Annotated in this window: 23 protein-coding genes; 11 read left to right on the forward strand and 12 right to left on the reverse strand. The window is 74.2% G+C overall.

Annotation, left to right across the window (positions count from 1 at the left end):
• On the reverse strand, positions 1 to 275 hold a 275-nt coding region (locus VKZ81_RS03040), incomplete at its 3' end, for a hypothetical protein (protein WP_324239837.1).
• A gap of 272 nt (positions 276 to 547) precedes the next feature.
• Between VKZ81_RS03040 and VKZ81_RS03045 the strand changes: the two genes are divergently transcribed.
• From VKZ81_RS03045 to VKZ81_RS03060, 4 genes are all read left to right on the forward strand, one after another.
• Positions 548 to 676, forward strand: coding sequence for a hypothetical protein (locus VKZ81_RS03045; RefSeq protein ID WP_324239838.1), 129 nt, complete (start codon positions 548 to 550; stop codon positions 674 to 676).
• A gap of 73 nt (positions 677 to 749) precedes the next feature.
• Complete coding sequence (locus VKZ81_RS03050; protein ID WP_324239839.1) at positions 750 to 914, forward strand: Rv3202a family protein; 165 nt, start codon at positions 750 to 752, stop codon at positions 912 to 914.
• 363 nt (positions 915 to 1,277) lie between these two features.
• Entirely contained in the window at positions 1,278 to 2,165 is an 888-nt protein-coding gene (locus VKZ81_RS03055) for a ParA family protein (RefSeq protein ID WP_324239840.1), read from the forward strand.
• Entirely contained in the window at positions 2,162 to 2,662 is a 501-nt protein-coding gene (locus tag VKZ81_RS03060) for a hypothetical protein (RefSeq protein WP_324239841.1), read from the forward strand. Before VKZ81_RS03055 ends, VKZ81_RS03060 begins: the two co-directional genes overlap by 4 nt.
• A 371-nt stretch (positions 2,663 to 3,033) precedes the next feature.
• Here the strand turns inward: VKZ81_RS03060 and VKZ81_RS03065 are convergent, their stop codons facing one another.
• Complete coding sequence (locus VKZ81_RS03065; RefSeq protein WP_324239842.1) at positions 3,034 to 4,257, reverse strand: TMEM165/GDT1 family protein; 1,224 nt, start codon at positions 4,255 to 4,257, stop codon at positions 3,034 to 3,036.
• A 137-nt stretch (positions 4,258 to 4,394) separates the two neighbouring features.
• Between VKZ81_RS03065 and VKZ81_RS03070 the strand changes: the two genes are divergently transcribed.
• The 6 genes from VKZ81_RS03070 to VKZ81_RS03095 all read left to right on the forward strand — a co-directional run bounded on the left by VKZ81_RS03070 (position 4,395) and on the right by VKZ81_RS03095 (position 11,112).
• Positions 4,395 to 5,114 (forward strand): GntR family transcriptional regulator, encoded by a 720-nt coding sequence (locus VKZ81_RS03070; protein WP_324239843.1) that lies wholly within the window; start codon positions 4,395 to 4,397, stop codon positions 5,112 to 5,114.
• A 137-nt stretch (positions 5,115 to 5,251) separates the two neighbouring features.
• Positions 5,252 to 6,511: a sugar ABC transporter substrate-binding protein gene (locus VKZ81_RS03075; protein WP_324239844.1), complete on the forward strand. Its 1,260-nt coding sequence runs from the start codon at positions 5,252 to 5,254 to the stop codon at positions 6,509 to 6,511.
• Positions 6,508 to 7,470, forward strand: a complete 963-nt coding sequence (locus VKZ81_RS03080; RefSeq protein WP_324239845.1) for a carbohydrate ABC transporter permease — start codon at positions 6,508 to 6,510, stop codon at positions 7,468 to 7,470. The genes VKZ81_RS03075 and VKZ81_RS03080 overlap by 4 nt, the downstream gene beginning before the upstream one ends.
• Before the next feature lie 24 nt (positions 7,471 to 7,494).
• On the forward strand, positions 7,495 to 8,304 hold the full coding sequence (locus VKZ81_RS03085; RefSeq protein ID WP_324239846.1) for a carbohydrate ABC transporter permease: 810 nt from the start codon (positions 7,495 to 7,497) through the stop codon (positions 8,302 to 8,304).
• Positions 8,301 to 9,686 carry a glycoside hydrolase family 3 N-terminal domain-containing protein gene (locus VKZ81_RS03090; RefSeq protein ID WP_324239847.1) on the forward strand — a complete coding sequence of 462 codons (1,386 nt, stop codon included), beginning with the start codon at positions 8,301 to 8,303 and terminating at the stop codon, positions 9,684 to 9,686. Before VKZ81_RS03085 ends, VKZ81_RS03090 begins: the two co-directional genes overlap by 4 nt.
• A 103-nt stretch (positions 9,687 to 9,789) precedes the next feature.
• Positions 9,790 to 11,112 (forward strand): S1C family serine protease, encoded by a 1,323-nt coding sequence (locus VKZ81_RS03095; RefSeq protein WP_324239848.1) that lies wholly within the window; start codon positions 9,790 to 9,792, stop codon positions 11,110 to 11,112.
• A gap of 81 nt (positions 11,113 to 11,193) precedes the next feature.
• On the opposite strand, the gene VKZ81_RS03100 is transcribed toward VKZ81_RS03095, so the two are convergent.
• The 8 genes from VKZ81_RS03100 to VKZ81_RS03135 all read right to left on the reverse strand — a co-directional run bounded on the left by VKZ81_RS03100 (position 11,194) and on the right by VKZ81_RS03135 (position 20,133).
• Positions 11,194 to 12,363 (reverse strand): CaiB/BaiF CoA transferase family protein, encoded by a 1,170-nt coding sequence (locus VKZ81_RS03100; RefSeq protein ID WP_324239849.1) that lies wholly within the window; start codon positions 12,361 to 12,363, stop codon positions 11,194 to 11,196.
• Between the two features lie 37 nt (positions 12,364 to 12,400).
• Positions 12,401 to 13,801, reverse strand: coding sequence for an MFS transporter (locus VKZ81_RS03105; protein WP_324239850.1), 1,401 nt, complete (start codon positions 13,799 to 13,801; stop codon positions 12,401 to 12,403).
• 52 nt (positions 13,802 to 13,853) lie between these two features.
• On the reverse strand, positions 13,854 to 14,342 hold the full coding sequence (locus tag VKZ81_RS03110) for a MarR family winged helix-turn-helix transcriptional regulator (RefSeq protein ID WP_324239851.1): 489 nt from the start codon (positions 14,340 to 14,342) through the stop codon (positions 13,854 to 13,856).
• 139 nt (positions 14,343 to 14,481) lie between these two features.
• Positions 14,482 to 15,186 carry an alpha/beta fold hydrolase gene (locus VKZ81_RS03115; RefSeq protein ID WP_324239852.1) on the reverse strand — a complete coding sequence of 235 codons (705 nt, stop codon included), beginning with the start codon at positions 15,184 to 15,186 and terminating at the stop codon, positions 14,482 to 14,484.
• A gap of 19 nt (positions 15,187 to 15,205) precedes the next feature.
• Complete coding sequence (locus tag VKZ81_RS03120) at positions 15,206 to 17,323, reverse strand: phage holin family protein (RefSeq protein ID WP_324239853.1); 2,118 nt, start codon at positions 17,321 to 17,323, stop codon at positions 15,206 to 15,208.
• Entirely contained in the window at positions 17,323 to 17,919 is a 597-nt protein-coding gene (locus VKZ81_RS03125; RefSeq protein ID WP_324239854.1) for a DedA family protein, read from the reverse strand. Before VKZ81_RS03125 ends, VKZ81_RS03120 begins: the two co-directional genes overlap by 1 nt.
• Entirely contained in the window at positions 17,916 to 18,740 is an 825-nt protein-coding gene (locus tag VKZ81_RS03130) for an MBL fold metallo-hydrolase (protein ID WP_324239855.1), read from the reverse strand. Before VKZ81_RS03130 ends, VKZ81_RS03125 begins: the two co-directional genes overlap by 4 nt.
• A 52-nt stretch (positions 18,741 to 18,792) precedes the next feature.
• Positions 18,793 to 20,133, reverse strand: a complete 1,341-nt coding sequence (locus VKZ81_RS03135; RefSeq protein WP_414709321.1) for an ATP-dependent 6-phosphofructokinase — start codon at positions 20,131 to 20,133, stop codon at positions 18,793 to 18,795.
• A gap of 226 nt (positions 20,134 to 20,359) precedes the next feature.
• Here VKZ81_RS03135 and VKZ81_RS03140 point away from each other — a divergent pair, with 226 nt between their 5' ends.
• Complete coding sequence (locus VKZ81_RS03140) at positions 20,360 to 21,787, forward strand: MFS transporter (protein WP_324239856.1); 1,428 nt, start codon at positions 20,360 to 20,362, stop codon at positions 21,785 to 21,787.
• A gap of 91 nt (positions 21,788 to 21,878) precedes the next feature.
• On the opposite strand, the gene VKZ81_RS03145 is transcribed toward VKZ81_RS03140, so the two are convergent.
• Together VKZ81_RS03145 and VKZ81_RS03150 are read right to left on the reverse strand one after the other, a co-directional pair.
• Complete coding sequence (locus tag VKZ81_RS03145) at positions 21,879 to 22,244, reverse strand: VOC family protein (RefSeq protein ID WP_324239857.1); 366 nt, start codon at positions 22,242 to 22,244, stop codon at positions 21,879 to 21,881.
• Positions 22,244 to 23,113, reverse strand: a complete 870-nt coding sequence (locus tag VKZ81_RS03150; RefSeq protein WP_324239858.1) for an alpha/beta fold hydrolase — start codon at positions 23,111 to 23,113, stop codon at positions 22,244 to 22,246. Before VKZ81_RS03150 ends, VKZ81_RS03145 begins: the two co-directional genes overlap by 1 nt.
• Positions 23,114 to 23,136 lie beyond the last annotated feature (23 nt).

The raw sequence follows: 23,136 nt of genomic DNA on the forward strand, positions 1-23,136 counted from the left end.
CCCGCCACGAGCCCGCCACCCTCGCCCGCGCCGAACGCACCCTCGCCGAGGCCTTCCCCGCCCGCTTCCTGCTCGGGCGGCGTCGGGGCGAGGTACGTCGCCGACGAGGTCGGCAAGCCGTGGAGGGCGCCCGTGGCCACCATGGCGGCGTTCCTCGACGCGATGGACGCCGCGAAGGCCACGGCGCCCGCCCCGGGCTCCCCGCGCCGCGGGTGCTCGCCGCGCTCGGCCCGCGCATGCTCGAACCGGCCGCCCGGCGGACCCGGGGCGCCCACCCGTTCCTGATGCCCGTGGAGCACACCGCCTACACGCGCGAACGGGTCGGGCCCGACGTCCTGCTCGCCGTGCACCAGACCGTCGTGCTTGACCCCGACCGCGCCCGGGCGATGGCCACGGCCCGGGCCGCGCTCGCGGGCTTCGTCGCGGGCGTGCGGCTCGTCCCGTCCCGCTGGCGCATGATCCGCGAGGTCACCGGTTCGACGACTCCGACCTCGCCGACGGCGGCAGCGACCGCCTCGTCGACGCCCGCACCGCCCGCGGCGACGCGGTGGTCGCGCGCATCGAGCAGCAGTTCGCCGCGGGCGCCGACCACGTCTGCATCTCGGTCGCGACCACCGACCCGCACCCCGTCGTGGACCTGCCGGCGCTGCGCGAGCTCGCGCCCGCGTTCCGGTAACCCGACGGGTGGGTGTGAACGACCGGTTACTGGGGCACACTCGGCGGGCACGGTCAGACGACGGAGGGACAGCATGGGCATCGAGAACCCGGACGCCGACGTGGTCGAGCAGCTGCAGAGCGCCGACGGCGACGACGAGGCGGTCGAGGAGATCAAGGAGCTGCCCTCCGAGGCCGACCCGGCCGACGTGGCCGAGCAGCACATCGCCGTCCCGGACGACGACGACTACGACCGCTGAGCGGTGCGGCCGTTCGAGGGACTCACCCCCGAGTGACGGCGGCGCAGCGTGATGACGGTCCGCCACTCGATTCACATCACTCACCCGATCGAGTGATCCTTTTCCCTTCACCTCCGCGGCGGACCGTCCGGCCGCGCCGCCGGGGCGGCCCGCTCCGGCATCTGCGCTGGTAGATGGCCTTCGTGATCCACTGCGGGCCTGGGCCCCGGTGCTCGCCGTCGGACGCCCGGCCCTAAAGTCTGGCCCCACGGCCGGTGCGCCGATGCCGCCGCAATAGCAGTCGGCATAAGCCGATTGGCCTAAATGCAGCCCTCCTCCGGGCGTATGGCATCGTTCGCGCGGCGTGCTGCGGGAGGAGAACGGGTGAAGGTCGTCGCCGTCATCAACCACAAGGGAGGGGTGGGCAAGACCACCCTCACGGCCAACCTCGGCGCCGGGTTCGCGGCACGAGGACAGAAGGTGCTGCTCATAGATCTGGACGGGCAGGCCAGTCTCACCATCTCGTTCTTCACGCAGAGCGAGTGGACGGCTGAGCTGCTGCCCGAGAAGACGATCAAGCACTGGTTCGACCGCATCGGGAGCGACAGCGAGGAGAGCCCGGCGAAGCTCGTCTCGACCCCGCCCCGCGTGCACGACAAGCTCGCCCGCGGCTCCGGCCGCCTCGACCTCATCGCCGCCCACCGCGACCTCACGGACGTGGAGACCAACCTCGCGGCCGACCTGATGGCGGACCCCGGTCGCTTCGCCGAGCTGCACGGCAGCCTCCGCGAGATGCTCGCCCACGAGGACTTCGCCGAGTACGACACGGTGCTCATCGACTGCGCCCCCAACTTCGGGCTCATCGCCAAGAACGCCGTCGCGGCCAGCGACCTGCTGCTGATCCCGACCAAGCCCGACTACCTGTCGACCAACGGCATCGACTCGCTGGGGCTGAAGATCCGCTCGTTCGTCGAGGAGTACAACGAGCACTCCCCCGTGCCGATCGAGCGGCCCGCCGCGTCCGTCGTGTTCACGATGGTGCAGAACCAGAACGGCGCCCCGATCGAGGCGCAGCGCGCCGTGATCAGCCGGATCGAGGCCCGCGAGGTTCCCACGTTCTCCACCACGATCCGCGACAGCAAGGCCGTCTACGGCCCGGCTCCCGAGCACGGCGTTCCGGTGATCCTCGGCGGCACCGGGCGGGCGGCCACGCGCGAGCTGCGCGACATGGTGTCGGAACTGTCGGGACGGCTGGAGAGGCTCGCGGCGTGACGGGGCGGATCGACCAGATGCAGACGGACGAGAACACCATCGGCGAGAAGATCGACCTGGCCTCGCTGCCGAGCTCCCCTCTCCCGTCCCAGCCGCTGGCGGTCGCCCTGCAGAAGGCCGTCGCGCTGCTGGAGTCGCTCAGCCGCGAGCAGCTCGAGGACATCGCCTCCGGCGAGGGCAAGCTCGTCTACCAGCCCGGCCCGGCCCGCCCGGTGCGCAAGCGCGAGGTCGTGCACCGGCCGCTGAACGTCGACATCGACGAGGCCGTCTCCCACATCAACTCGCTCGCCACCCCCGGCGAGGTGGCCGACTACCTGCAGAGCCGCAGCGCGGAGTTCACCGTGCCGGTGCTCAAGCAGATCGCCCGAGCCCTCGGCCCCACGGTCAACAGCACCGGCCGCACCAAGGCGCAGCTGCGCCGCGACATCGTCGAGGGGACGGCCGGGTTCCGGGTCCGCTCGGCCGCGATGTCCGGCGGCGCGTGGGCCAAGCCCTGACGAACGAACCGTCCGGGAGCCCGGCGGCGCGTTCCTCTTCGCGTTGCAGCACGGCCACCTTCACGCCACGTGGTTGCGTGAAGGTGGCCGTGTTGCGTGAAGGTGGCCGTGCTGCGATCCGATGCCCTCGGCCTGCCGCAAACGCCTGTCCGGGGGTTCGCAGCGGCTCGCAGGATCGCGGGGTCAGGGGTCGCGAAGCGATCGCGCAGCGACCCCGACAGGCGCCGTGGACCCGCGAGGAGCGGCTCCGCTCCCTGCGCGGCGCCGCGCAGGAGGCCGCTCGGTGGGCGGCGCGGGTAGCGATCCGCGCGGAGTGAGCTCCCACCCTCCGTCACCGCAGCGCCGGGCGGGTGCGCGGGCCGCGCGCCCGCTCAGGACCGGGACGCCGTCAGCCGGGGGAGGTAGCGGCCCGTCCGGGCCGCGTAGGCGAGGTACTCCTCGCCGTGCAGCTGCGCCAGCATCGGTTCCCGCACCGCACGCACCTGGATCCGCACCGAGACGACCAGCAGCACGGCCGCCAGCACGCCGACCAGCGTCGGCACCATCACGAGCGTGCCCGCGGTGGCCACCACGATCCCGGTGAGCCCCGGGTTGCGCATCCGCGACCGCAGTCCCCTGCTCGCCAGCACGGGATCGGGCGAGCCCGCGCGCCGCAGCTCGATCTGCGATGCGAGCACCAGCGACACCCCCAGCAGGGCGAGGCCGGCGCCGATCACCACCAGGCCGGGGTCGTCGAGCAGCGGTACCGGGTCGATGACGTCCGCGGCGACCAGCAACGGGGCGACGAGCCCGAGCGCGGTGGCGCCGACGTACAGCACGCGCCCCCACCAGGCGGCCGAGCCCGGCACCCGCGCCGCCCGGCCGATCTCGCGGCGGGCGGGCGAGGCCTCCAGCAGCCGCCGCCCGCCGATCGCGCCCAGCACGGCCACCAGCACCGCGATGGCGAGCGCCATCCAGCCTGCGGCGTGGTGGTCGACGGCGTCGGCGAGGATCGCCCAGGCGGGGCGGCCGGCGAGCTCACCGGTGGCCTCCACCGCGAGCGAGCCGCCGAACAGGAAGAACAGGGCCGCGGCGCCGATCGACACGGCACGCTCGGGCAGCAGCCTGCCCAGCTTGCGGCCGACGACGATCGCCAGCGCGTCCGCGCCCACCATCCCGAGCGTGGAGCCGATCCACACCCCGAACCAGCCGTACTGGGTGGCGAGGGTGATCGTGGCGAGCATGGTCTTGTCACCGAGCTCGGCGAGGAAGAACGCCACCGACGAGGTGAGGACGGCGGAGCCGGTGGCCCGCTCGGCCTTCGCCCGCTCGTCCGCGGTGAGCCGGTCGCCGCGCAGGGTCCACGCCCCGAACCCGACGAACGCGACCGCGGCCACGAGCGAGATCCACCCGGTGGGGAGCGCGGTGCCCAGCCCGTGGCCGACGGCGACCGAGAGCAGGTGCACCGCCGTGGTGGCCAGCGTGATGCCGACCAGCACCGGAAGCGCCCGGTAGCGGGTGGCGAACGCGAGCGCCATCAGCTGGGACTTGTCGCCGAGCTCGGCGACGAACACGACCCCGAAGCTGATGGCGAAGGCGAGCAGGAATCCGTCCATGGCGCCACCGACGCTAGGAGCGTTCGCGGCCGCGGCTGAACTGCAAAATTCAGTTAGCGTGACCTAACGACGAGGGTCGGTCGCGCTAAGGCCGCAGGGGGTCGCCTCCTCGGAGGCCTCTGGTGTACCAATGGGCTATGAGCGCCCCGCCCGCGGAGACCGACAAGCAGCGACGCCTGCGCGCGCGCCTCGTCGAGCTCGTCTCCACCATGGCGCCGGGCGAGCCGCTGCCCGCCGAGCGCGACCTGGCCCGCGAGCTCGGCGTCGCCCGGATGACGCTGCGCAGGGCGGTCGACGGGCTGGTCGGGGACGGCGTGCTCGTGCGCAGGCAGGGCGCGGGCACGTTCGTCGCCCCGGCGAAGGTGGCCCACCGCCTCGCGGCCAACTCCTTCTCGGCCGACATGCGCGCCCGCGGCCTGCGCCCGGGCAGCCGCACGCTCCGGTCGGGCCTCGCCCCGGCGGGCGTCGTGCTGGCCGCGCTGCTCGAGGTGCCGACCGGCACGCCCGTGCTGCACGTGCGCCGGCTCCGCCTCGCCGACGACGAGCCGATGGCGGTCGAGGACCTGCACGTCCCGGCCGACCTCGTCCCCGGCCTGACCGGCGCCGACCTGGAGGACCGCTCGTACTACGAGCTGCTCGCCGAGCGCTACGGGCACCGCATCGCCTCGGGCACCCAGACCGCGGAGGCCGCGCTCACGAGCGCCGAGGACGCCGCGGTGCTCGGCGTCGAGCCCGGCTCCCCCGCGTTCTGCTTCGAGCGCACCTGCCGGGTGGACGGCGGACGGGTGGCCGAGTTCGTGCGTTCGGTCTACCGCGGTGACCGCTATCGGATCATGGCCGACATCTTTCCGTCATGAGCTGTTACCTTCCGTAGCTTGACGGGCATGGGGTGACCGCCGCTACAGTCCGACGACCTAGACCTCTGGTCTCAAAACCGTCGGAGGGGGACCCCATGTGGTGGCTGCGCGGATCCCGGACGGCACGGCGGAGCGCGGTGGCGCTCCTCGCCGCCGCGGCGTTGGCCCTGACCGGCTGCGGCGGTGACGCCGGCTCCGGCGGCGGGGACGACCGCACGCTGACGGTCTGGATCATGGAGGGCACCAACCCGGATGCCGAGCCGTTCTTCTCCGAGCTGTCCGCGGCGTTCACCGAGCGGACCGGCGCGACGCTCGACGTGCAGTTCGTCCAGTGGGCCTCCGCGCACGACCGGTTCATCACGGCGATCGCGGGTGGCACCACGCCCGACGTCGCCGAGGTCGGCACCACGTGGGTCGCCGAGTTCGCCGACGCCGGCGCGCTGGTCGACCTCGAGCCGCGCGTCCAGGAGGCGGGCCTCGCCGACGGCCTGGTCGACGGCCTGGTAGAGGCCGGCACGATCGGCGACGGCCTCTACGGCATGCCCTGGTACGCGGGCGTGCGCTCGATCGTCTACCGCACCGACGTCTTCGCCGAGCTCGGGCTGCAGCCGCCGACGACGTGGGACGAGCTGGTCGCCGTCGGGCAGCGGATCAAGCAGGCCCGCCCCGACCTGCTGCCGCTGCCGATCGCGGGCGACAACGAGTTCATCGTCTACCCGTTCCTGTGGGGCGCGGGCGGTGAGGTCGCCACCCGCAACGGCGACACGTGGGTGAGCGGCGTCGACTCGCCGCAGGCCCGCGAGGGCATCCAGTTCTACGCCGACCTCGCGCTGGTGCACGGGTTCTCCACGCCCGCGGCGGCGACGTGGCGCGAGACCGACGTGCGCGACGCGTTCACCAAGGGCCAGGCGGCGATGATCTTCTCGGGCAGCTGGACGCCCAAGGCGATCCTCGAGGCCGCACCCGACCTGGAGGGCAAGATCGGCGCGTTCCCGATCCCCGGCCGCGACGGCGGGCTGGCGCCCTCGGTGCTCGGCGGCTCGCTGCTGTCGATCTTCGAGACGAGCGACGACCAGGACCTCGCGTGGCAGCTCGTCGAGATGATGAGCACCGGCGAGTTCGCCGCGAAGTGGGCCCAGGAGTCGAGCTACTTCCCCGGCACCACCGCGCTGCTGGCGGAGGCCGCGCAGTCGTCCGACCCGCTGGTCGCGCCGTTCGCGCGGCAGATGGCCGAGTCCGGGCGCAGCGTGCCGGTCACGCCCGCGTTCGGCCAGATCCAGGGCAAGAAGACGATCGCGGCGATGATGCGCTCCATCCTCACCGGTGAGGCCACCGTGGAGGAGGCCACCGCGACCGCGGCGGCGGAGATGAACCAGATCTTCGCCAGCGGGGCATGACGCTCGCCGAGCGCACCGAGACCGGGCGGGGCGCGGCGCCACCCGCGGCCCGCCAGCGGCCGCGCCGCCGCGGCGCCGTCACCCGGCCGTGGCTGCTGCTCGCGCCCGCCCTGTTGGTGATGGGCGGCCTGCTGCTCTACCCGCTCCTGCGGGTGCTGGTGCTGTCGCTACAGGACTTCGGGCTCCGCGAGCTCGTCTCGGGCCGCACGAACTGGGTGGGGCTCGACAACTACGTCGAGCTGCTCACCAGCCCGGAGCTGTGGACCACCGTGCTGCCCAACACGGTGGTGTTCGCCGCGGTGGCGGTGGCGCTGACCGTCGTGTTCGGCACGCTGGTGGCGCTGCTGCTCGCGCGGCTCTCGCCCGTGGTCCGCGGCGTCGTCACCACCGCGATCATGGTGGCGTGGGCCATGCCCGCCGTCACCGGCACCTATGTGTGGGTCTTCGCGTTCACCCCGGGCGACGGCGTCGTCGTGCAGGCGCTCGACGCGCTCGGCCTGGTCGACGCCGCCACCGCCAACCCGTTCGCCGGGAGGCTGTCGTTCTACGGGGTGGCCGCGCTCAACGTGGTGCACCACGGGTTCCCGTTCGTCGCGCTCACCGTGCTCGCCGGGCTGCTGACGATCCCGCGGGAGCTCACCGAGGCCGCGATCGTGGACGGGGCGAGCGCGTGGCGCCGGTTCTGGTCGGTGACCTTCCCCATGCTGCGGCCGGTGTTCGCGGTGGTCACCGTGCTGTCGACGATCTGGGACTTCAAGGTGTTCACCCAGATCTACCTGATGCCGGGCGGGGACGGGGTCAACCGCAACGTGCTCACGCTCGGCACCTGGTCCTACGTGGAGTCGTTCGCGCAGAACCGCTTCGGCCTCGGCGCTGCGATCGCGGTGCTGCTCACCGCGCTGCTGCTGGTCGTCACGGTCGTCTACCTGCGCCTGCTGTTCCGGGAGGACGAGCTGTGAGGACGGCACTGTGAGGACGGCACTGTGAGGACGGCGGCCAAGGGGCTCGGGGTCGCGGGGGTGCTCGCGTTCACGCTGTTCCCCGTCTACCTGATGGTGGTCACGGCGCTGAACGCCGAGGCGAACGCGGGCTCGCGCACGCTGTGGCCGGACGAGTGGACGTGGGAGAACTTCGCCTTCGTCGTCACCGAGGGAGGCTTCGGGCGCTACCTCGCGAACTCCCTCGGCGTCGCGCTCGCCACCGTGCTCGCCGGCGCGTTGCTCGCGCTGCTCGCCGCGGTGGCCGTCGCCCGGTTCCGCTTCCGGTTCCGCACCTCCGTGCTGGTGATGGTGCTGATCATCCAGATGGTGCCGGTGGAGGCGCTGGTCATCCCGCTGTTCATCCAGGCCCGCACGCTGCAGATGCTCGACACGCTGGCCGGGCTGGTCGTCGTGTACCTGGCGTTCTCGCTGCCGTTCGCGATCTGGACGCTGCGCGGGTTCGTCGCCGCGGTGCCCGTCGAGCTCGAGGAGGCCGCCTACCTCGACGGCGCCTCGTGGGGCCGCATGTTCCGGTCGGTGCTGCTGCCGCTGGTGGCGCCCGGGCTCGTCGCCACCAGCGTGTTCTCGTTCATCGTGGCCTGGAACGAGTTCATCTTCGCCCTGACCTTCATGTCCGACGAGGAGAACTACACCGTGGCCGTCGGGCTGCGTCGCTTCTTCGGCCAGCACGCCACCGACTGGGGCGCGGTCATGGCCGCGTCCACGCTGATCACGATCCCGGTGGTGGTGTTCTTCGTGATCGCCCAGAAGCGGCTCACCGACGGCCTCGTCGCCGGCGCGGTGAAGGGGTGAGCACGGACGAGGCCCTGGTCAACGGCGTGCTGCTGCCGGGGTTCCTCGGCACGACCGTGCCCGAGTGGCTCGCCCGCGCCCTCGACGCGGGGCTCGCGGGGGTCTGTCTGTTCGCCCAGAACGTCGGCCCCGGCCTGCCGGAGCTGACCGCCCGGCTGCACGGGCGCCGCGCGGGCGTCCTGGTCGCCTCCGACGAGGAGGGCGGCCCCGTGACGCGGCTGGACGCCCCGTGGCCGAGCGCCGCCGCGCTCGGGCGGCTCGACGACGTCGCCGCCACCGAGGCGGTGGGCGCGGACGTCGGCGCCCGGTGCCGGGCCACCGGGATCGACCTCGCGCTCGCGCCGGTGGCCGACGTGAACGCCGAGCCGGACAACCCGGTGATCGGCATCCGCTCGTTCGGGGCCACCCCGCGGCTCGTGGCGCGGCACGTCGCGGCGTTCGTCCGCGGCGTGCAGGGCGCGGGCACCGCGGCGACCGCCAAGCACTTCCCCGGGCACGGGTGCACCGTCCTCGACTCGCACCTGGCGCTGCCGGCGGTCGACGACGCCGCCGACGTGGTGCGGGCACGCGACCTGCCGCCGTTCGCCGCCGCGGTGGAGGCGGGCGTGCGCTGCGTGCTCACCGCGCACGTGCGCTTCGGCGCGTTCGACGACCGCCCGGCCACGATGAGCCCGCCGCTGCTCGCCCTGCTGCGTCGGGAGCTGGGCTTCGACGGTGTCGTGATCAGCGACGCGGTCGACATGGCGGCGATCGCCGCCACGGTCGGCACGGGTGCGGGCGCCGTCGCCGCGGTCGCCGCCGGGGTCGACCTGGTCTGCATCGGCAACCCGCGCAACGGCTACGACGACGAGGCCGGCTACCGGCGGGTGCGCGACGCCCTGCTGGCCGCGGTCGGCGACGGCACGTTGCCGCGGGAGCGGCTGGCCGAGGCGGGGCGGCGGGTCGCGGAGCTCGCCGAGTGGGTCCGGGCCGCACGCGCCCACCCCGCGGCGGCGGGCGGTGTGGACGGGGTGCGGCTGGCGCGCCGGGTCGCCGAGACCGCCGGTAACGTGCGCATCGGGCGGGGCGCGCACGTGGTCGACCTGCGCGGGGCGGTGAACATCGCCGACGGTCGGGCGGGCGAGCCGCGGCTGGTGGAGGCCCTGCGCCGCCGCGATCCGACGGTCACGACGGGACCCGACGTCCCGGCCGAGGGGCCGGTCGTGGTGGTGGTGCGCGGCCCGTCCACCGCGTTCGACCGCGTGCGGGCCGCCCGGCCGGACGCCGTGGCCGTGCACGTCGGGCTGCCCGGCGACTGGCGCCCGCCCGCGCCGTCGATCACGCTGTGGGGCGACGGGCGCGCCCACGTCGATGTCGCGGCCGAGCACATGCACGTACCCTGAAAACACGGGGTGTCACCACCGGCCCGCCCGATCGGGGGTTTCGGCCGGTACTTCCCAGGTGACCCTCAGGACGGCCTCAGCTTGCGAGCGCATCGTGATGGGTATGAGCGACGAACCGAGGGAGCCCGGCCGGGACGCCAGCGCCGGTGACTCCCGAACCGCGCAGTTCCCCGCGTCGTCGTACGGCGGCCAGCAGCCCTACGCGCCGCCCGGCGGCAGCTTCTTCCCGCCCCCGCCCGAGCAGGGGACGCCCACCGCCACCACGGCGATGCCGGCCCCGGCGCGCGGCAGGCGCGGCGTGGGCGCCGTCGTGGCCGCGGCGCTGATCGCCGGGCTCGTCGGCGGCGGTGCCGGCTTCGCCGGCGCCTACGCGCTGCTCGACGACCGCCCCGGCGGCACGACCCTCACGTCGGCGCCGCAGTCGCCGAACGCGGTGAACGCCGAGCCGGGGACCGTCACCGCCGCCGCGCAGGCGGTGCTGCCCAGCACCGTGGACATCCGCGCCACCATGGCGCAGGGCGCGGCCGAGGGCAGCGGCGTGATCATCACCGAGAACGGCGACATCCTGACCAACAACCACGTCGTCGCGGGCAGCAGACGGATCACCGTGACCCTGCAGGACGGCACCCGGTACCCGGCGACCGTCGTCGGCACCGCGCCGAGCTACGACATCGCGGTGATCCGGCTGGAGGGCGCGTCCGGGCTCACCCCCGCGGCCCTCGGGAACAGCTCGTCGCTGCAGGTCGGCCAGCCCGTCGTGGCGATCGGGTCGCCGCGCGGCCTCACCGGCACCGTCACCGCGGGCATCGTGAGCGCGCAGAACCGGACCGTCACGGTGCAGGACGAGAACGGCGATCTGGTCGTCTACAACGGCCTGCAGACCGACGCCCCGATCAACCAGGGCAACTCCGGCGGCCCGCTGGTGAACCTCGACGGCCAGGTCGTCGGCATCAACTCCGCGATCGAGACCGCGGGGCAGAGCACGGGCAACATCGGCCTCGGCTTCGCCATCCCCATCGACCAGGCCCGCCGCGTGGCCGAGGAGATCATGAACACCGGCACCGCCACCAAGCCGGTGCTCGGCGTGCAGGGCAGCATCGCCGCCGACACCGACGACGGCGCGCAGATCGCGCTCGTGCAGCCGGGGTCGCCCGCCGAGGCGGCCGGCCTGCGGGAGGGCGACGTCATCACGAAGGTGGGCGACGCGAACGTCGCCGACTTCGCCGACCTGATGGCCCGGATCGGTGCGCACGCCCCCGGCGAGCGGGTCACGCTCACCGTGAACAGCGGCGGCGCCGACCGCACCGTCGAGGTCACGCTGGGCAGCCAGCCCGACCAGTCGGCCACCACCAGCCCGCGCGGCGGCAGCCGCACGCCGTTCGGCGGGCAGAGCCCGTTCGGCAACCCGTTCGGCGGCGGCAACTGAGGCCCTGCGATTGCAGCACGGCCACCTCCATGCCACGGGACGGCCTGAAGGTGGCCGTGCTGCAACTCGTCAGCAGATCGGTCAGTCCGACATCAGCCAGGCGCGGACCTCGTCGCCGTCCGCCCCGAGCGCGGGCGGCGGCTTGCGATAGCTCGGCGGTGTCGCCGAGTAGGTCACCGGGTTGCGGACGCTCGGCACGCCACCCGGCTCCACCACCGGCTCGAGCCCGAGGCGCTCGGCGAGCGCGATGCCCTCGTCGATCGTGTTGATCGGCCCGCACGGCACGCCCGCGGGGGCGAGGATGTCGAACCACTCCTGCGCCGACTTGGTGGCGAGCCGCGCGAGCAGCAGCGGGCGCAGCTCGTCGCGGTGGGCGTTGCGTGAGCCCATCGTGGCGAAGCGCGGGTCGTCGAGCAGCTCGGGGGCGCCGATGGCGTGGGCGAGCTTGCGGAACTGGCCGTCGTTGGCCGCGATGACGATCAGCTCGCCGTCGCCGGTGGGCAGCGGCTCGTACGGGAAGAGCGAGAGGTGGGCGTTGCCCATCCGGTTGGGCACGACGCCGCCGGCGAGCACCGCGGAGGTCTGGTTGACCAGGCCGGACAGGGCCGCCGACAGCAGGTTCGTCTCCAGCTTCTGCCCCTCGCCGGTGCGCTGGCGGTGGTGCAGCGCGGCGACGATCGCCAGTGCGGCGTGCAGCCCGGTGATGACGTCGAAGACCGCCACGCCTGCGCGGTAGGGCGGGCCGTCCGGGTCGCCGGTGAGGCTCATCAGCCCGGAAGTGGCCTGCACGAGCAGGTCGTAACCGGGCAGCCCTGCCCCGCCCGCGGTGCCGAACCCGCTGATCGAGCAGTAGACGATGCTCGGGTTGGTCGCCGCGACCGACTCGTGGTCGAGCCCGAAGCGCACGAGGCCGCCCGGCTTGAAGTTCTCGATCATGACGTCGGCGCGGGCGGCCAGCCGCTTCGCGACGTCGAGGTCGGCGGGGTCGGTGAGGTCGAGCGCGATCGACCGCTTGTTGCGGTTGATCGACAGGTAGTAGGTGGCGGTGCCGTCGTCGCTGGTGGGCGGCACCCAGGTGCGGGTGTCGTCCCCGGTGCCGGGGGCCTCGACCTTGATGACCGTTGCGCCGAGGTCGGCGAGCAGCATCGTGGCGTAGGGCCCGGCCAGGATCCGGGAGAAGTCGGCGACCAGCACCCCGGAGAGGGGGCCGCTGACCGGGCTTCCGTCGACGACGTCGTTGGCGATGCTCACGGCCTCGATCCTAGGAACGCCACCCGCGGCGCCCGGCTCAGCGGCGCAGCACGGTCAGCGTGACGGCGAGCGAGGCGGCCACCGCGACCGCGCTCGCGGCGAAGGCCAGCTGGTAGCCGCTGGTGAGGGCGGCGACCCGGGTCGCGCCCGCGGCGAGGGCGGCGTCGGTGCGGGCCGCGGCGAACGCGGCGAGCACCGCGGTGCCGAGCGCGCCCCCGATCTGCTGGCTGGTGTTGGCCAGGCCGGAGGCGAGCCCCGCCTCCTCCGGCGCGGCGTCGGACATGATCACCGTGGTGACGGCGGGCAGGGCGAGGCCCGCACCGCCGCCGAGCACGAGCATCGACGGCAGCACGTCGACGAGGTAGTGCCCGGTCGGCGGGCGCAAGAGCAGCGCCAGCCCGGCTACGAGCAGGAGCTCGCCCGCGACGAGGACCGCCCTCGCACCGGACCGGGCGATCAGCCTGCCGGACACCCCGAGCGAGACGCTCGCGATCGTGAGCGTGACGGGCAGCAGCGCCAGCCCCGTCTGCGTGGGCGTGTACCCGAGCGCCTGCTGCAGGTACAGCGCCACGACGAACTGGAAGCCCAGCATCCCCGCCACCATGAGCAGCTGGGCGGCGTTGCCCCCGGACAGCGCCCGCGACCGGAAGATGCCCAGCCGCACGAGCGGGTCGGCGGCGCGCCGCTGACGGGCGACGAACCCGGCGAGCAGGGCCAGCGCGACCGCGGCCGTCCCGAGCCGCACGCCGACGGCCGAGGTGTCGACGATCGCGAACACCGTGAGCGCCGTCCCCGCGGTGACCAGCAGGCCGCCGAGGACGTCCGGGCGCGCGGAGCGGTCGGTGGGCGGGTCGGCGGCGACGTAGCGCAACGTGAGCAGCACCGCGGCCACCCCGATCGGCACGTTCACCAGGAAGATCCACCGCCAGCCGACGGTGCCGGTGAGCACGCCGCCGAGCAGGGTGCCGATCGCGGCGCCCGCGGCGCCGACGAAGGCGTAGACGCCCATCGCCCGCGCCCGCTCCCCCGGCTCGGGGAAGAGCGCGACGACCATGCCGAGCACGACGGCCGAGGCCATCGCGGCCCCGGCGCCCTGCAGGAACCGCGCCGCGATCAGCATCGCGGGGTCGATCGCGAGCCCGCACAGCAGCGAGGCGAGCACGAACACCGCGAGGCCGCCGACCAGCATCCGGCGCCTGCCGTAGAGGTCGCCGAGCCGGCCGGCGAGCAGCAACAGGCCGCCGAGCGGCACGAGGTAGGCGTTCACCGTCCAGGCCAGCCCCGCGGTCGTGAAGCCGAGCTCGGCCTGCAGCACCGGGAGCGCGACGCTCGTGATCGTGCCGTCGAGGATCACCATCAGCATCGCGCCGCAGATCACGGCGAGCGCCAGCCAGCGCGACGGCGCGGAGCGAGCGGTGGGAAAGGTCGAACTCGTCACGAGTAGGACCGTAGCGGATCGTTTGTTAATAGACAATCTCGAACAGGATGACTTACCCGCCGCGCCTCCGCCGGGGCGCGTGTGGGTTGGGCTCGACGGCCGACAGCGGACCGTCGTGGGTGACCAGCTTCATCAGCGCGTCGAGCAGGACCGTGCGCTGCTGCGGCGTCAGCACGCCGAGCACCTCGGCGTAGAGCTCGTCGATCACGCCGCGCGCCTTCGCCACGGCCTCGTCGCCCGCCTCCGTGGTGCGCACGATCCGCACCCGGCGGTCGGTCGGCGAGGGCGTGCGGCGCGCCAGCCCGGCCTTCTCGAGGTGGTCGCAGGTGACGACCATGGTGGTCTTGTCCAGCAGCGCCAGCTCGGCGAGCTCACTCTGGGTGAGCTCGTGGGCCGCGGCCTTCGTGAGCACGCAGTAGTCGCGGACGCTCAGGCCCAGCTCGCCCAGGACGGCGCCCATCCGCGCGGCGAGGGCCTGGCTCGCCTTGTCGAACAGGTAGGACAGGTCGGCCCGGATCTCGTCGTCGCTGCGCGTGTCCACGCAGGTCAGGGTACAGACGATCCGCGACGGAACGTTCCGGTTCAGAACGATCGCGGCCCGGCCGGCGCCGCCGGCGGTTCAGGAATGTGGCTTTGCTGAAGCGCAGCTTCCTGGATGTGGCTTTGCTGCAATCGGGGCGTCAGGAGGACATCAGCAGCTCGGCCGTCGCCTCCGGCGCGGCGACCATCGCGTCGTGGCCGGAGGCCAGCTCCCGGAACGCCCAGCCCTCGCGCCGGGCGATCGCGTGCGCGGAGTGCACCGCCGGGTAGGCCGGGTCGGTGCAGGCGACGTACGTGACGGGCCGCCCGCCGCCGAGCGGGCGGGCCAGCGGGAACGGCTCGGCGTAGGTGCGCACCGGGTGCGGGGTGAGCCTGCGTTCGACCCAGGCGATGTCCTCCGGGTCGGCCAGGCCGAAGGCCGCTCCCCCGGGCGGCGGGAACGCGGTGTCGCCGGTCGCCTCGGCGGCGTCCCGGCGCGCGGCCGCCGCCTCCGGCGGCAACCCGTCGTAGCCGACCTGGCCCGGCTCGACCACCAGCCCGTCGAGCAGCACGACCCGGCGCACCCGCTCCGGCGTCCGCCCGGCGACGGCGAGCGCGACGAGCGCCCCGAAGCTGTGCCCGACCAGCACCACGTCGGTCAGCTCCTCCGCGTCGAGGACGCCGACCACGTCCTGGACGTGGGTGTCCGGGCCGACGTCGGGGCCCAGCAGGTGGGCGCGCTCCCCGAGGCCGGTCAGCGTCGGCGTGAACACCTCGTGGCCCGCGTCCCGCAGCAGCGGCGCGACCCGCCGCCAGCACCAGCCGCCGTGCCACGCGCCGTGCACCAGGACGAAGCGGTCGCTCACGCGGGTGATCCTCGCACGGTCACTCCCCGGCGGCGGGCACCGATCGCTCCCCGGTCCGCGTGGGCTCGGGGTGGCCGAGGTGGGTGAGCCAGTCCCGCAGCACCCGGTGCAGGGCCTCCGCGCCCACGATCTCCCCGGGCGGGGGCAGGTCGACGGGGTGGACCACGAAGCCGCGCGACTGGCAGCCGCCCAACCCGCCGTGCGACCCCACGTGCGGCTCGAACGGCGACGCCTCGTCGCGGGCGGGGTCGTACCGGCTGTTGATCATCAGGTCGGCGCAGTGCGGGAAGGAGTCCACCCTGCGGATCAGGTCGGCGGCGTGCGGGCCGTACGGCTCGAGCGGGTCCTCCCCGATCACGACGCCGCTGGCGAGCCGGTGCAGGCCGTCGCGGCCGAGTACGACCGGGCCGAACTCACGGCTGCGCACCAGCACGAACCCGACGCCGGGGTGGTCGACGAGCGAGGGAAGCAGCTCCGGGTACTCCCGCTCGATCGTCTCCAGCTCCACCCGGCCCTCGTGCTCGGTGAACGACACCAGCGCCAGGTGCCCGGACGCGAGCACCACGACGCCGGGCGCGGGCCGCGCGGAGTCGCTCGGCGTGCCGCCCGTGGTCCGCGGCCGGTCGGCGGCGGCGCCCGCCCGCTCCACGCGGGCGCGCAGCCTGCGTGCGATCGGGCCACCGCCGGACGACGCCTCCGCGAGCACCGCGTCGACCGGCCAGCCCTCTGCGGGGCGGCTCGCCTCGGAGTGCGCGCCGAGGCGCGGGTCGGCCTGCGGCGCGCCGCACAGCCGCCCCACCAGCGCCTCGATCGACTCGCCGAACCGGTCGGCGAAGGCCCAGCCCTGGGTCTGCCCGTGGTCGGAGAGGACGATGATGTGGTAGCGCCGCGGCGCGAGCTGGGTGGCGCGGTGCAGCCGCCCGATCTGGCGGTCGATCCCCCGCAGCACGGCCAACGTGTCGAACCGCTCGACGCCGGAGTGGTGGGCCACCTCGTCGTAGCCCATGAAGTCGGCGTAGACCACGGACCGGCCCGCCAGCATGTCCTCGATGACCGCGGAGACGACCACGTCGCGGGCGATCACCGTGGTGGCCGCCCGCGCCAGCGGGTAGAAGCCGCCCCGGCCCACCCGGGGGTGCACCCCGGCCCTGCGCTGGCGGATCGCCGCGGAGATCTCCCGCCCGACGTCGACGAGCGCACCGACGCCGGTGCGCAGCGCGTTGGCCGGGTTGGCGAAGTAGGCGTAGTAGCCGGCGCCCACGCCGTCGCGGCCGCGGCCGCGCCTGCCCGCGCCGCTGATCAACGGCAGCGCGCTCACCGTGAGGCTCGTGTGCGGCGCGTCGCCGGTGAAGAGGCTCGCGCGCGCGGCGCCGTCCACGGCGAGCAGCCCGCGCCCGTCGGAGTGCCTGCGTTCGATCTCCGCGGCGTCCTCCGGGCTGGAGCACACCACCACGTGGTCGCGCTCCTTCTCGTACCAGCGGAAACCGACGATGTCGTGGTTGTCGCCGTGCAGGATCCCGGCGACGGCCGCCCCGGTCTGGGAGCTCCAGTCGGTGTGCCACTCGACGAGGCGGTGGCTGCCGCTGTCGAGCAGGCGGGCGACGGCGGGCATGTCCCCGGTCCGCACGGCGCGGCGCAGGGTGTCGATGCCGAGGCCGTCGATCTGCAGCAGCAGCACGCCCGGCGGCACCGACTCGTCGCACTCCTTCGCGCCGCGGCGGGCGGCGCGCCGGAAGAACAGCTCGTCCTCGTCGAGGCCGACGACGCTGCTCACGACCGATCCGAGCGCCGCCACGGCGACCGCAACGACCACCGCGGTGCCGAGGTCGGTGACCACCACGCCGGGCACGGCGAACGAGATCGCGAGCACGCCCGCGCCGAGCAGCAGGAACGAGCCGATGCCGAGCGTGAAGACGGCCACCGGCAGCGCCACGCGCAGCACCAGCGGCCACACCACCGCGCTCAGCAGGCCGAACAGCAGCGCGCACACCGTCGGCTGCCACCACTGCGGCATCGCGAACCCGACGAGCCACTCGTCGAGCAGGCGGAGCGCGCCCACCGCGAGCACCCACACGAGCAGCACGCGCGCGACGACCCGGCCGCCGCGCACGAGGCGTCCACCGCCCGCGGGTGCCATCACGGGATCACGCCGGACCGGACGCGTCGTCGCCTGCGCCGGCTCGAGACGAGCGAGCCCGCGGCCGCCACCGCGAGCACGAGCAGCGCCGCCAGGAGCGTGGCCAGGACCGGGTCGTCGAACAGGCCGCCGGACAGCACCCCCAGCGCGGCGTAGGCGAGCGCCCAGAGCACGCAGCCGATCGCGGCCGCCGGCACGAGGCGCCGCCACGGGTACTCGAGCGCGCCCGCGGCGAGCAGCACGGGGATCCGGCCCGCCGGCATCACCCGGCCGACGACGATGAGCACCCCGCCCTTGCGCTCGAACTGCGCCCGCGCCGCGGCGAGCCGTTCCGGCGACTGGCGCCCGCGCAGCCACCGCTGGGCGAAGGAGCTGCCCGCGTGCGCCACCGCGAACGTCACGAAGTCACCCATCAGCGCCGCGACGACCGACAGCACGAGCACCAGCGGCAACGACATCGCGCCGGTCGAGACCGCGATCGCGGCGGCGGCGCCCACGACGGCACCGGTGGGCACGACCGGGACGATCGACCCGATCAACACGCCCCCGAAGAGCGCCGAGTAACCGAGCGCGGACGGGTCCGTCCAGCTGCTCATCGCGCCACCGGGGGAACCTCGTCCCGCGCGGCCTCGTCCAGCGCGACCTGCGCGCCCGGCTCCGTCACCAGCACCCGGGTCCGCTCCCCCGCCCTGGCCACGGCCTGGGCGAACCGGTACGGCGGCTCGACGAGCAACCTGCGCATCCGCGCCCCGATCCGCCCGGGCAGCTGCGGCAGCCCGCTCACGGCGAGCGTGCCCCAGTGGACCGGCACCGCCACCCGGGGGCGCAGCAGCCCCACGGCCTCCGCGGCGCGGTGCGGGTCGAGGTGCCCCGGCCCGAGCGAGAGCCCCCACCCCCACACCGGCAGCAGGGCGGCCGCGAGCGGGCCGAAGCCGGCCATGCCGGGGAACAGGTCGGTGTCGCCCGCCGCGTACACCCGGTGCCCGCCGCCCTCGACGAGGTGCCCCATCGCCGCGGCCTGCGGGCCGCGGGTGGACCGCGGGCCGAACCGGTGCCCGCTGTGCGCCGCGGGCACGCCGTGCACCCGCAGCGCGCCGTGCTCCAGCTCCTCGCCCGGGGCGAGCTCGTCGACGTTGCGGATGCCGCGGCTGCGCAACCACCGGCCCGCTCCCCTGGGCACCACCACCCGGGCCGTGCGCGGCAGGCGGCGCAGCGACGGCAGGTGCAGGTGGTCGCTGTGCAGGTGCGACAGCAGCACCAGGTCGACGTCGGCGAAGTGGGCGCGGTCGGGCGTCGGCGCGGTGCGGCGCAGCGGGCCGACGCGCGCGGTGAGCACCGGGTCGGTCAGCACGACGGACCCGGCCAGCTCCAGCCGGACGGTGGAGTGGCCGAGGAAGCGCATCGCGAGACCGCGCACACACCCAGTATCCCGTTCCCACCCGCGGCCGGCCGCCCGGGCCGTCGGCGGGTCAGCCGAAGCGCACCGGCTGCCCGGTGGACTCGAGCACCGCCATCCACAGGTCGCCGTGCGGGTCGACCTGGTTGCGCCTGCTGACCGCCACGCGCATCGGGATGTGCACGAACCGGCGCCGGTAGCGGCCCACCACCATCTCGGTGCGCCCGGACATGGCCGCGTGCACCGCGGCCTGCGACAGCCGCACGCAGTACACGGAGTCGTACGGGTTGGCGGGGACGCTGCGGATCGCGTAGCTCGGGTCGATGTAGCGGATCGAGGTCTCGATGCCCGCGTCGGAGAAGTGGTCGGCGATGCGGCGGCGCAGCCAGGGGCCGATGTCGCGCAGCCGCGCGTTGCCGGACGCGTCCCGCTCGTCCTCGTCGATCCCGCCCATCAGGTCCTGGCCCGCCCCCTCGGCGACGACCACGACCGCGTGCCCCCGCTCCTGGACCCGCCGCCGCAGGTGCGCGAGCAGCCCCTGCTCGCCGTCGAGCGAGAACGGGACCTCGGGGATCAGCACGGCGTCGGCGCCGCTGCGCGCGAGCGCGGCGTAGCAGGCGATGAAGCCGGAGTGGCGGCCCATCAGCTTGACCAGCCCGATGCCGTTGGCCGTGGACTTCGCCTCGACCTGCGCCGCCCGGATCGCGTCGCTGGCCAGGCTGAACGCGGTCTGGAACCCGAAGCTCTGGTCGATGTAGGGGATGTCGTTGTCGATCGTCTTCGGGATGCCGACGACCGCGATGAGCAGGCCCCGCTCGGCGATCGTGCGCGCGATCTGCATCGCCCCGCGCATCGACCCGTCGCCGCCGACGACGAACAGGATGTTGATGTGCAGCCGTTCGAGGCAGTCGACGATCTCCTCGGGGTCCTGGTGGCCGCGGGAGGTGCCGAGCACGGTGCCGCCGTCGGTGGTGATGTCGCGCACCGACTCCGGGGTGAGGTCGACGACGTCGTGCCCGTAGCGGGCGACGAAGCCCTGGTAGCCGTTGCGGATGCCGATCACGCGGCGCACCCGGTAGTGGTAGGTGAGCGTGCGGACCAGCCCGGCGATCACGTCGTTGAGCCCGGGGCACAAGCCACCGCAGGTGACGATCGCCGCCCGCGTCTTCGCCGGGTCGAAGAAGATCTTCCGCCGGGGGCCGCACGGCTCCATGCCCGGCAGCTGGTCCGGCGGGACCCCGCGCGAGGAGATGCCGGACAGGGTGTCGTCGAGCAGCACCCGGTCGTTCTCGTTGATGTAGTGCTCGGTGGTCTGCGTGGCGTCGAGCAGCGGCGCCATCGGGGAGTCGATGCGCGCCGGTCCCAGCGTGGTGATCGTGAGATCGGGCGTCGGTTCCTGGCGAGGCAGCTCCACGACGGCCGCATCGTGCCCCGGCCCGTCGGACTCCTCCGCGAAGGCGGTGCTCACGGTGCGCTCCCAGCATCGACGAGGTGATCGGCCACGCCGCGGCGCTGGGGTCGATGGCCCTCTTGACCGGTACAGGATGCCGGTTCGCGGCCGACTGGACCAGCCCGTTCCGCGAGGTGTTCCCCATTGCACATGCTTGCGATTGCCAACGATCCCGTGGTCATCTGATCTGGTGTCCTCCCCCCGCCCGACCGCCGTCATCGGTGTGCTCGCGTCGTGCGGGTTGGCCGTCTCGCTGATGCAGACGCTGGTCGTCCCGCTGCTGCCGCAGTTCCCCCGCCTGCTCGAGGCGTCGCCGGGGACGGTGGCGTGGCTCGTCACGGCCACGCTGGTGGCCGCCGCCGTGTGCGCGCCCGTGCTCGGGCGCCTCGGCGACATGTACGGCAAGCGCCGGATGCTGCTCGTCGGCCTCGGCATCGTCACGTTCGGCTCCGCGCTCGGGGCGGTTGCCCCCAACGTCGGCGTGCTCATCGCGGCACGGGCGCTGCAGGGCGTCTCGATGGGCGTGATCGCGCTCGGCATCAGCGTGATGCGCGACGTGCTCCCACCGGGCCGGGTGGGCAGCGGCATCGCCCTGATGAGCTCGTCGCTGGGCATCGGAGGGGCGATCGGGCTGCCGCTCACCGGGGTCGTCGCCCAGCAGGCGAGCTGGCGGTGGCTCTTCGCGGGCGCCGCGGTGCTCGGCGCCGTGCAGTTCCTGCTCGTGCTCCGCGTCGTGCGCGAGTCGCCGCTGCGCTCCGGCGGGCGGTTCGACCTGCCCGGCGCGGTCGGCCTGTCGGCCGCGCTCGTCTGCCTGCTGCTCGCGATCTCGAAGGGCAACGAGTGGGGCTGGGGCAGCGCGGTCGTGATCGGGCTGCTCGTCGCCGCCGGCGTGCTGTTCGCGCTGTGGGCGACGTGGGAGCTGCGCACGCAGAAGCCGCTGGTCGACCTGCGGGTCACGGCCCGCCCCACCGTGCTGTGGACGAACGTCGCGTCCATCATGATCGGCTTCGGGATGTTCGCGGGCTTCCTCGTGACGACCCAGATCCTGCAGGCCCCGACCGCCACCGGGTACGGGTTCGGGCTCTCGCTGGTGGCCGCGGGCGTCGCGCTGCTGCCGATCGGCGCGGCGATGACGATCTTCTCCCCCGTGTCGGCACGGGTCTCGCGGCGGCGCGGGGCGCGCACGACGCTCGTGCTCGGCGGCACCGTCCTCGCGCTGGGCAACCTGCTGATGGCGACGCTGCCCGGGTCGGTCCCGCTGATCATCGCGGCGTCGACCACCACCGCGATCGGCGCGGCGCTGGCCTACTCCGCGATCCCACTGCTGATCATGAGCGCGGTACCGCCGGGCGAGACCGCGGCTGCCAACAGCCTCAACACGCTCATGCGGATGCTGGGCACGTCGTCGTGCAGCTCGTTCGTCGCGGCCATCGCCACCGGCATCACGACCAGGGTCGCGGGCCAGGTGCTGCCGGCCGCCACCGCGTACACGGTGATCTACGTGGCGGCCGCGGGCGCGGCGGCGATCGGGGCCGCGATCGCCGCGCTCACCCCGCGCGCGAAGTCCCGGGACTCCATGCCCACCCCGGCGGAGCCGAGCACGGCGCAGGCCGCGTGACGCGAGCTCCGCGGCGGCGCCCCACCTTCAGGAAAGCCACATTCATGAACGTGGGCTTCCTGGATGTGGCTTTCCTGAAGTTGGGGCCCGCTCAGCGCGGGTCGCGGCGGATCGGGTGATCCTCCGGCACCTGCACCAGCACGATGCGGGTGCCGTCGGGGTCAGCGATCCACATCTCGTGCAGTCCCCACGGCTCCTGCCGCGGCTCGCGCACGACGTGGTCGGCGAGCTCCCGGTGGGCCGCGGCGAGGTCGCGCACCTGCAGCCAGAGCGCGACCGCGGGCCCGGCCGGCTCGTCCGCGCTCCCGGAGAGCTCGAGGAATCCGCCGCCGAGGAAGAACACGGTGCCGCCCGGGAACTCGCGGGCGATCGCGAGCCCCAGCACGTCGCGGTAGAACGCGAGGCTGCGTTGCATGTCGCGGGGCCGCAGCAGCACCCGGCTCGAGAGGATCTCCATCAGCCGGGGTGCTCCGCGACGTGCTCGAGCACGAGCTCGGCCAGCTGGTCGGGCGCCGCGTCGGGGATCCAGTGGCTCACCCCGCGCAGCTCGGCGTACCGGAAGGGCCCGGCCACGTGCTCGTGCACCAGCTCGGTGGACTGCCGGGTGAGCGCGGTGTCCCCGTCGCTCCACACGAACAGGGTGGGCACCCGCACGGGCGGGTCCGGGTCGCCGGGCGGCTCGGAGAACGCGCCGCGGTACCAGTTGATCGCGCCCGTGAGCGCCGCCGGGTCGGCCACGCCCGCCGCGTCGCGCTCCGCCGCCTCCCTCGACTGGCCGGTGCGCCGCAGGACCGCCACGAGCCGGCGCGAGAACGGCCCTCCCCGCGCGGAGAACAGCCGCTCGGGCAACCAGGGCAGCTGGAACGCGTAGACGTACCAGGACGCGAGCCCCTGCCTCGTGGTGAACAACGAACGCAGGTAGGCGCCCGGCGGGGGCACCGAGACCGCGGTGAGGGTGCGGACACGATCAGCGTGCCGCGCCGCGAGCCGCCACGCGACGGCGGCGCCCCAGTCGTGGCCGACGACGTGCACGCGAGCATCCGGGCCGGCGAGCTGGTCCACCACCGCGAGCGCGTCGGCGACCATCTCCCCCAGCCGGTAGGCGCGCCTGCCGGAGGGGCGGGCACCCGGGGAGTAGCCCCGCTGGTCGGGCGCGAGCGTACGGAACCCGGCCTCCGACAATCTCGTGGCGACGGCGTGCCATGAATCGCCGCGCTGCGGGAACCCGTGGAGGAGCAGGACGGGATCGCCGCCCGGTGGGCCCAGCTCGCGCACGTCGAACGTCAGGCCGTCCCGGCTCGCCGTGCGCACGGTGGCGTTCAGCACGGCCACATTGTGCCGCGCCGTCC

The sequence above is a fragment of the Pseudonocardia sp. genome, assembly GCF_035305885.1.
Taxonomy (GTDB): domain Bacteria; phylum Actinomycetota; class Actinomycetes; order Mycobacteriales; family Pseudonocardiaceae; genus Pseudonocardia.

Coding starts and splice junctions, on each gene's coding strand:
- VKZ81_RS03050 (WP_324239839.1), top strand. CDS start 750: ATGGGCATCGAGAACCCGGACGCCGACGTGGTCGAGCAGCTGCAGAGC.
- VKZ81_RS03065 (WP_324239842.1), bottom strand. CDS start 4,257: ATGGACGGATTCCTGCTCGCCTTCGCCATCAGCTTCGGGGTCGTGTTC.
- VKZ81_RS03070 (WP_324239843.1), top strand. CDS start 4,395: ATGAGCGCCCCGCCCGCGGAGACCGACAAGCAGCGACGCCTGCGCGCG.
- VKZ81_RS03080 (WP_324239845.1), top strand. CDS start 6,508: ATGACGCTCGCCGAGCGCACCGAGACCGGGCGGGGCGCGGCGCCACCC.
- VKZ81_RS03095 (WP_324239848.1), top strand. CDS start 9,790: ATGAGCGACGAACCGAGGGAGCCCGGCCGGGACGCCAGCGCCGGTGAC.
- VKZ81_RS03120 (WP_324239853.1), bottom strand. CDS start 17,323: ATGGCACCCGCGGGCGGTGGACGCCTCGTGCGCGGCGGCCGGGTCGTC.
- VKZ81_RS03125 (WP_324239854.1), bottom strand. CDS start 17,919: ATGAGCAGCTGGACGGACCCGTCCGCGCTCGGTTACTCGGCGCTCTTC.
- VKZ81_RS03145 (WP_324239857.1), bottom strand. CDS start 22,244: ATGGAGATCCTCTCGAGCCGGGTGCTGCTGCGGCCCCGCGACATGCAA.